Source organism: Cobetia sp. SIMBA_158, assembly GCF_046566945.1.
Classification (GTDB): Bacteria; Pseudomonadota; Gammaproteobacteria; order Pseudomonadales; family Halomonadaceae; genus Cobetia; species Cobetia amphilecti.
In genome coordinates, this window is the sequence record NZ_JAWJYL010000017.1 from 67,260 (window position 1) to 75,410 (window position 8,151).

Sequence of the window (8,151 nt, forward strand, 5' to 3'; positions counted from 1 at the left end):
TTTGAATTATGGATCAGGAACATCGTGGCACCCGCTTGCGTCAGACAGCTCGTTCAGGCGGGTCATGAAGTCATACGCCGTCAAAATAAAGTTGGATGCGGTAGCGCCAAAAAAATCTGACATCATTGTTCACTATGCTTGGAAAGGCAGTCTTGCCGAATTAGTGAGCCTGCTTATGGTACCCTTTCGCCATCATCTGCCCGATTGCCGATATTCCTTCCTCTTGCTGGAGTTCCCCATGCCGGACCTACTTCGACGCCTGTGGCGCATACCGCGCTGGCGCTGGAGCATCGTGCTCGTTCTACTGTTGGGGGGCTGCAGTGCCGTCGCGATTCATCAGCTCGATGAGCGTTTCGGCCCCGCGTCACCGCGTGAGCGGGTGGTGTCACACGACAGTCTTGCCGGACGTCAGTGGGAGGATGAGGTCAAGCCGGTGATCGAGACGCGCTGCGTGGTCTGTCATGGCTGCTACGACGCTCCCTGTCAGCTCAAGATGTCATCGGCCGCCGGGATCGATCGCGGCATGAATCCGGCGCCGGTCTACGATGGCACGCGCCTGCTGGCGGCCAATCTGACGCGCATGTTCGAGGACGCGGACACCACCGAGCAGTGGCGCAGCATGGACTTCTCGCCGGTGCTCAATGAGCGATTCGATTCTCCGGCCGCCAATCTGGAGGGCAGTGTGCTGTTCCGTGCGCTCAGCCAGAAGCGCAAGGCGCCGCTGCCGGTGACGGAAGATGGCCTGTTGCCGGAAGACCGCTTCGACCTGTCGCTCAATCGCAGTCAGGTGTGTGCCCCCGTGGAGGGCTACGACAAGTTCGCCGAAGACCATCCTGACTGGGGCATGCCCTACGCCCTGCCACAGGTCAGCGATGAAGAGCACCGCACGCTGGTGAACTGGCTGGCCAAGGGTGGCGCGATGACGGGCCCGGCGCCGTTGCCCCAGGCGCTGATGCCGCACATCGAGCAGGCCGAGCGCTTCTTCAATGGCGACAGCCTCAAGCAGCGCCTGATGAATCGCTATATCTACGAGCATCTCTTCCTGAGCCATGTGTATTTCCCGGGCATCAAGGGCGCAGACGGACGGCCGATCTTCTTCAAGCTGGTGCGTTCCAGCACCCCGCCGGGCGAGCCGATCAAGCGCATCTCCACGCGCCGCCCCTACGATGCACCCTACGCCTCCTACACCGCCGATGAGCGCGCGAGCATGCCCCACGATGACGCCGGGCGCCCGCGGGTCTATTACCGTCTGTGGCAGGAGCGCGCGACGATCCTGGCCAAGAATCATCTGCCCTATGCGCTCGATGATGCTCGCTTCAAGCGCTGGCGGGCGCTGTTCCTGACACCGGATTACCCGGTGGATGACCTGCCGGATTACGACCTCAGGACGGCCTCGAATCCTTTCCTGACCTTCGAGGCCATCCCGGCCGAGTCACGCTATCGCTTCATGCTGGATGAGTCGCAGAACACCATCATGGGCTTCATCAAGGGGCCGGTCTGTCGCGGGCAGGTCGCGGTGGATGTGATCAATGATCACTTCTGGGTCGGTTTCACTGACCCGAAGATGTTCAGCCACCCGGAAGTGGAACGCACCCTGGCCGAGGAAGGAAAGAATCTCAGCCTGCCCGCCGAGCAGAGCAGCAATGCGTTGCCGATCAGCTCCTGGGTCAAGTTCGAGAGCAAGCAGGCCGCCTACCTCAAGGCCAAGCAGCGCCTGATGTCCCAGGCCTATCTCGATGGCGATCTGCGCCTGGATGAGCGAGTGCTGTGGGACGGCAGCGGCTGGGCCGACGGCCCCGGCCAGGGGCGTAACCCCAACGCGGCCCTGACCATCTATCGTCACTTCGACAATGCAGCGGTGATGAAGGGGCTGGTCGGTGGCGTGCCCAAGACGGGCTGGATCATCGATTACCCGATGCTGGAGCGCATCCACTATCTGCTGGTCGCCGGCTTCGATGTCTACGGCAATCTCGGCCATCAGCTGGTCACCCGTCTGTACATGGACTTCCTGCGCATGGAAGGCGAGAACAACCTGCTGGTGCTGTTGCCGGCAGGTGAGCGCCAGGCGGTGCATGACAGCTGGTATCGCGACGTCAGCCCCGGCCTTGGCGAGCTGCTGTTCAAGAAGCCGCCGCAGTTCGATGCGCCCAGTGGCATCGTCTGGACACCGCAGGAGCTGTCATCCCCGAACCAGGCTCGCCTTGGTCTGATGCGGCGCATGCAGGAGCGCCTCGCACCGGAACTCGGTCATGAGCGTAGTCTGAGCAATGTCGAGGATGAGCATGTGCGACATGAGCTGCAGGCCCTCGCTGCGGTGCAGGGAGTCTCGGCCAGCCTGATGCCGGAGGTGACGATCGTCGCGCTGGAGGATGGCACTGATGACTCGCCGCGCCTTTACAGCGTGCTGCGCAATTCCGCCCACGCCAACATCACCAGTCTGTTCGATGAGGAGGAAAATCGCCGTCCTGAGGAAGACACTCTCGATGTCTTGCGGGGCGTGGCGGGCGATTACCCGAATGCCTTCTGGCGTCTGACGCCTGACACCCTGACGGGGCTGGCAGAGCGGGTGGCGGCACTCGAGAGCGAAGAGGACTATCGCGCCCTGCAGGCCGATATCGGGGTGCGCCGGACTGATCCGCGCTTCTGGGAGTTTTCCGACAGCGTGCTGCGCACCAACTATGCTGATCGCCCTGTCGAAGCGGGCCTGCTGGACTATAACCGCCTCGAGAACCGCTGATCGCCAGCGAAGGCCGAGACAAGGCCTATTGTCATGACTGTCTGGGCTGCCAGGACTGTCAGGGTTGTCAGGACGACTGACGACTGGCCTGACAGAAAGAAGAAGCCCGCCACGCAAATTGCGTGGCGGGCTTCTGTCTTGTGTGGTGCCGACATGGCGCCCTGGCGGCGGATCAGCGCAGTGTCGCTCAGCGTGATGTGCTGTCAGCAGGCGTCATCAGCGACCGCCCTGACACTCGCCTTCGGCCAGTTCGATCAGGCCATCCAGATGCAGGATATGCACCTCGCGGGCACGAATGTCGACCAGCCCCTGGGTCTGGAAGCGGGTCAGGATACGGCTGATGGTTTCGACGGCAAGCCCCAGATAGTTGCCGATATCGGCGCGTGCCATCGAGAGGCGGAAGCTGTACGGCGAATAGCCACGACGACGGAAGCGCTGTGACAGGTTGACCAGGAAGCTCGCCAGCCGCTCATCGGCTGTCTTGCGCGACAGCAGCATCATCATGCGGCGATCTTCGTGCAACTCCTTGCTCAGGCTCTTGAACAGCTGGGTTCTCAGTTCCGGCATCTGCTCCGAGAGCGCATTGAGGCGGTCGAAGGGAATCTCGCAGACGGTGGTGGTCTCCAGCGCCACGGCGGTGCCGGGATAGCAATTGCTGTCGATGGCATCGAGCCCGGCCAGCTCGCTGGGCAGGTAGAAGCCGGTCAGCTGCTCCATGCCGCTGTTTTCATTGGTGATCTGCTTGAGACTTCCGGAGCGCACCGTGAAGACGCAATCGAAGGCATCGCCCTGGGTGAAGAGCACTTCCCCTTTTCTGAGTGGCGCGCGACGGCGGATGATGGCGTCAAACTGGTCGATATCTTCCATGTTCAGTGCCAGTGGCAGGCACAGTGAACTCAGCGAACAGGTCTGGCAGCGGGCTTCATGGGCGCGCAAGCGGTGTGATGCCTGTGCATTGGCCGTCATGGTGACTCTCCTGAGGAATGTCACCGCTACCCCTGGGGCAGGGCAGCGGAGGGGTCTTTCGGGCGCAACGAATGGTGGGGCGGGGCCTTGTCGCCCGCCGCTACCCTGCTCAGCCGATGTGATTCGAGCGGCCAGAGTCTGAGCGCTCATCGGCTGGGGCAGTGCAATTTCGTGGCGCCATAATATTAGATTTTATTAATTCATTATCCTGCCCAACCCATGGGCGTTGCAAGGTGTGTGAACTTTAGGCCTGGTTGGCCCCGCATGACCATACCGCGACGACCTGCCTCAGCCAGCTGCGCCGAGCAGCAGGATCAGTGCGCCGGCCAGCGTCGCCAGTGCCAGTATGCCCCAGGCACGTGGCGCTGGCGTGTCAGGCTGACGTACGCCGTTGATGCGATGTTCCTGCATGGGGCCATCGCCTTCGCGCTCGTCGCTGTCAGCGCTGGCGGCGCGCGAAAGGCTGCCCAGTGCCAGCATGGCGAACAGCACCAGGCTGCCCAGCGTGAGGGCCAGCACCCAGAGATTCCAGAACAGGGGGAGTCCAGTTGTCTCCAGCAGATTCATGTCGTGTCTCCTGAGCGGTGTCCTGTCATGGGTCGCGGCTGGCGATGTCGCTCGCGGGGGCGGCCTGCTGCAGGTAGGCGAGCAGCGCCGTGATTTCGGCAGTGCCACGCACGTCATTGGGGGCGGCGAGAATCTCGTCTTCCGCGTAGGGCACGCCCAGGCCTTGCAGGGCTCGCATGCGGGCCGCGATGCCTTCGCCGCTCAACGCCCGCTCGAACAGCCACGGGTAGGTGGGCATCGCTGAGCCCGGCACCTGACTGCGCGGGTCATTCAGATGCAGACGCTGCCAGGCATCGTCATGTTGCGCAGGCAGCTGGCTCAAATCCGTCCCCCAGCGCTCTACGCCCCACAGCGAAGGGCGGTCGTAATAGCGCTCCCGGGCGATCGTCGCATCGCCGTGGCGCGCCGTATCGCCCGGTAGATCGCGCACCATGCGTGTATGGCACTGCTGACAGCCCTCGCGTTGGTAGATGCGCTGACCCTCCAGCGCCAGGGCGCTCAGCGGTTTGAGGTCTTCGGGTGCGCTGGCGAGGCTGGGGTGAGCCCCGAGCGGTACCAGCTGGGCGAGGGCGCCGAGGCTCATGGTGAGCAGGCATAGTGCCGTCATCAGGCCGGCGTGACGTTCGAGCAGGACATGTCTCATGCGTAGTGCCCTCCCGAGGATGTGGCAGGGGGCGTGGTAGAGGGGGACGCAGAGTGCATGGCAGGTTCTGATGATGCCTTCCGCGAGCCGGAGTTCAGGCGTTGTCGCTCATGAGCGGCTTGGCGTTCGCTCTTTTGATCAGCCAGGGTGCGCGTCACGTTGAGGAGCATCAGCAGCAAGCCGAGCGCCCAGCAGGCGAGCCCGCCCAGCGAGATCATCATCGGCATGCGGGCCGCTTCCAGCACCTCGCTCAAGGTGTATAGCGGCCTGCCGTCATCTGCCAGCACATGCCACATGCTGCCTTGAAGCAGCGTGGTGGCCCAGCTGGCGGCAATGCACAGCAGGGTGCCGATGATGGCCAGCAGGGCATGAGTCTTGAGTAGCGCGAGGGAGCGCATCGGGGGCAGCAGGTGGTAGGCCATCACGATGGCGACTGTCGCGACTACCCCCAGGCTTGCTGCCGGCGACAGACTGTTGGCGGCACTGAAGGTCAGGGCGTTGATTGTCGGCAATGACAGCAGGCTGTATTCAAGAATCGCAAGGGCGAAGCTGATCAGAGCTGCCGCCAGCAGGCAGTTAAGCGGATCCCGGCGCAATGAGTGCCAATCCTCCTTGAGTGTCATCAGGCCATTGAGGCTGAGTGCCAGCCCCGGCGCCAGCAGCAGGATGCCCATCGCCATGCCCAGCGTCTGGCTCCAGGCCGGCAGGGCGCTCGCGAACAGTAGCGGAGCACCTCCCCATGTCACCAGCAGCACCAGCATCCAGAAGCTGGTGGCGGCCAGCCGATGCGAGTAGAGCGGCAGCTGTGAGCAGCTCGTCACCATGTGATGGAGCAAGGCAATGACGCCGAATGCGAACATGCCGCCGGGGAGTGGCCCGGCCTGCCAGCGCTGAATCAGTGCCTCGAGGCTGCCCGTGAAGAGCGGTATCGATTCCAGCAGGCCGATCGGCACGCTGAGCGAGATCAACACATGCTGTATCAACACCAGCATCAGGCCGGCGATGAAGTACCAGCAGGCCACCGGCAGGCGGCGCAGCGTGCGCTGCTCCAGCACCGTGAAGAAGACCCACGCCACGGCCAGCCAGACGAGGGTCATCAGGAGATCGACGAGCCAGGGCGCTTCGGCCATGTATTGGCCCGAGGAGTAGCCTGCGACAATCGCCAGTGCGCCGAGCGCGACCACGGCCTGCCAGCCGAGGAAGGTGAAATGCATCAGTTTGAGCGTGAAGGGGGGCAGTGCGATATCCGGTATCGCCGTCTCGGCGTCCGTGCGTGATTCGCGTTGCAGGACACTGTGCATGGCGATGGAGTAGCCGCCGGCGATCACTGCCGAGCCGCCCAGACCGAAGAGCAGCAGGTGGTGCTGCAAGGGAGCGAGGCGGCCGTAGCTAAGCCAGGCCACTTCCGGCCCCAGCGAGGGCCATAGCCAGATGAGGTTGAGCCACACCGCCAGACAGAGGCTGAGCAGGCCCCAGATGACGGCCATGCGAGCGAAATCATGGTTTACGTGATGATGATGGTTCACGCGGGGATGGCAGGCCGAAGCCTCAAGAGCTGTACGCATATCACGACCTCGTCGGCAGTGGGCGAAAGCGCAGTGCTGGTGGTGACGGTGCTGGAAGCGGCGCTGCGGGAGCGGCCAGGTCATCGACGCCCCTGTCAGGGCGGCAGGGCTGGCGCTGACCGATATCACGCGCGACCATGACCGACTGACAGGCCATCCCTCGCGCTGGAATGCAGCGTTTACCCTTCATCGGTTCCAGCGTTGTCTGGCGCGAGCCGTACGAGATCAACAGGAGAATTTCGCTTGCCCGCCGTCACTTCATCATCGGACGAAGATGCCAATGCGTCCAATACGGCTGAGGTTCCCAGCCCTTACGCCGAGGAAGGCTTTCGTGTCGCCAGCCTGGCCGATGTCGCCTCGGAGCTTGCTGCTCGCCAGACCATGTCCCACGACGCGCTGGCCGCGCGAGGGCCGTGGCGAGGCTGGTTGGCGGAACTGGGCCCGCTTGAGATCCATGGGCGACCGGGGCGTGCCCTGCTGTTGCATGCGCATGGTGCCGGCGCCGGGCGTGAGACCGACTTCCATCAACTGTTCGCTGCCGCCTGCCTGACGCATGACATGGCGTGGCTGGCATTCGATTTCGGCTATCTCGTCAGGATGCGCTGCGAAAGCCGCCGCCGACCGCCGCCCCGGCTGCCCGGGCTGATCGAGGAGATGGCGCGCTGGTATCAGGCGCTGATGGTGTGTGTGGCGGCCGTCGACTCCTTGCGATCGCTGCCCTGGCTGGTCGGCGGCAAGTCGATGGGTAGTCGTGTGGCCTCCCATCTGCTGGTGGAGTTGACCCGGGCGGCGCATGCGCCGTTGCCGGTCGGGTGGTACGCGCTGGGCTATCCATTTCATCCCACGGGCAAGCCCGACAAGTTGCGCATCGACCATCTGCCGGATATCCCGATGGCCGGTTTAATCTGTCAGGGCAGCCGCGATCCCTTCGGAACTCGCGAGGAAGTGACGGCATATCCGTTGCCGAAAAGCCTGACATTGCATTGGCTGAATGATGGCGAACATGATTTCAAGCCACGAAAAGCGAGTGGCGAGACTCGTGAAGGACTGATTTCGCGTGCGGCGCAGGCCTTGGCCAATCATCCGGCGCTGGGCGGAAAACGGCAGTGAATCGCCACCATGCGAGGGGCATTACCTTGCCCTTCGACGGCGACAGCGGCATGTCAGAATGGTGACGCAACGCTGATGTTTACTGGCCTGCAGGCGAGATGCAGCGGGAAAGTCCTGTCTTATCAATACTCTGTCGCGGACGATTGCTGAAATTGCGCGCAAAAAAAGTATTGACTCATGGGCCGGATTCCGTAGAATGCAGCGCCAACGAGACAGGGGTGGTTAGCTCAGTTGGTAGAGCACCAGCCTTACAAGCTGGGGGTCACTGGTTCGAACCCAGTACCACCCACCATTTGAAAAAAGTCATTGCTTTTCAAAGCGTTACTTGATTAAATGGCCTGGTTCGTTAGCAGAAGCAAGCGATTGTCGTGGACCGGTAGTTCAGTTGGTTAGAATGCCGGCCTGTCACGCCGGAGGTCGCGGGTTCGAGTCCCGTCCGGTCCGCCATTCTCGTTTGTCATGCGCCCGATGTTGAGTTGTTCTGAAGTGGACCGGTAGTTCAGTTGGTTAGAATGCCGGCCTGTCACGCCGGAGGTCGCGGGTTCGAGTCCCGTCCGGTCCGC

Annotated in this window: 6 protein-coding genes and 3 tRNA genes; 5 read left to right on the forward strand and 4 right to left on the reverse strand. The window is 62.8% G+C overall.

Annotated features, from left to right (window positions below; all coding sequences use genetic code 11):
* Positions 1-238: 238 nt before the first annotated feature.
* Positions 239-2,737, forward strand: a complete 2,499-nt coding sequence (locus tag R2R70_RS17730) for a fatty acid cis/trans isomerase (protein WP_131431201.1) — start codon at positions 239-241, stop codon at positions 2,735-2,737.
* 216 nt (positions 2,738-2,953) lie between these two features.
* On the opposite strand, the gene fnr is transcribed toward R2R70_RS17730, so the two are convergent.
* The 4 genes from fnr to R2R70_RS17750 all read right to left on the reverse strand — a co-directional run bounded on the left by fnr (position 2,954) and on the right by R2R70_RS17750 (position 6,400).
* A complete protein-coding gene (fnr, locus tag R2R70_RS17735) occupies positions 2,954-3,703 on the reverse strand; it encodes a fumarate/nitrate reduction transcriptional regulator Fnr (RefSeq protein ID WP_043333190.1) in 750 nt (249 codons plus the stop codon).
* Positions 3,704-3,991: 288 nt separating this feature from the next.
* A complete protein-coding gene (locus tag R2R70_RS17740; protein WP_107335626.1) occupies positions 3,992-4,270 on the reverse strand; it encodes a hypothetical protein in 279 nt (92 codons plus the stop codon).
* A 25-nt stretch (positions 4,271-4,295) separates the two neighbouring features.
* Positions 4,296-4,913, reverse strand: coding sequence for a cbb3-type cytochrome c oxidase subunit II (locus R2R70_RS17745; RefSeq protein WP_107335625.1), 618 nt, complete (start codon positions 4,911-4,913; stop codon positions 4,296-4,298).
* A complete protein-coding gene (locus R2R70_RS17750) occupies positions 4,910-6,400 on the reverse strand; it encodes a cbb3-type cytochrome c oxidase subunit I (RefSeq protein WP_410978634.1) in 1,491 nt (496 codons plus the stop codon). Before R2R70_RS17750 ends, R2R70_RS17745 begins: the two co-directional genes overlap by 4 nt.
* A 321-nt stretch (positions 6,401-6,721) precedes the next feature.
* Between R2R70_RS17750 and R2R70_RS17755 the strand changes: the two genes are divergently transcribed.
* The 4 genes from R2R70_RS17755 (at position 6,722) to R2R70_RS17770 (ending at position 8,150) form a co-directional block, all read left to right on the forward strand.
* On the forward strand, positions 6,722-7,588 hold the full coding sequence (locus R2R70_RS17755; protein WP_410978635.1) for an alpha/beta family hydrolase: 867 nt from the start codon (positions 6,722-6,724) through the stop codon (positions 7,586-7,588).
* A 216-nt stretch (positions 7,589-7,804) separates the two neighbouring features.
* Positions 7,805-7,880: transfer RNA gene (locus tag R2R70_RS17760), tRNA-Val, on the forward strand.
* Between the two features lie 78 nt (positions 7,881-7,958).
* A tRNA-Asp gene (locus R2R70_RS17765) sits at positions 7,959-8,035 on the forward strand.
* 41 nt (positions 8,036-8,076) lie between these two features.
* Positions 8,077-8,150, forward strand: a tRNA-Asp gene (locus R2R70_RS17770).
* Position 8,151 lies beyond the last annotated feature (1 nt).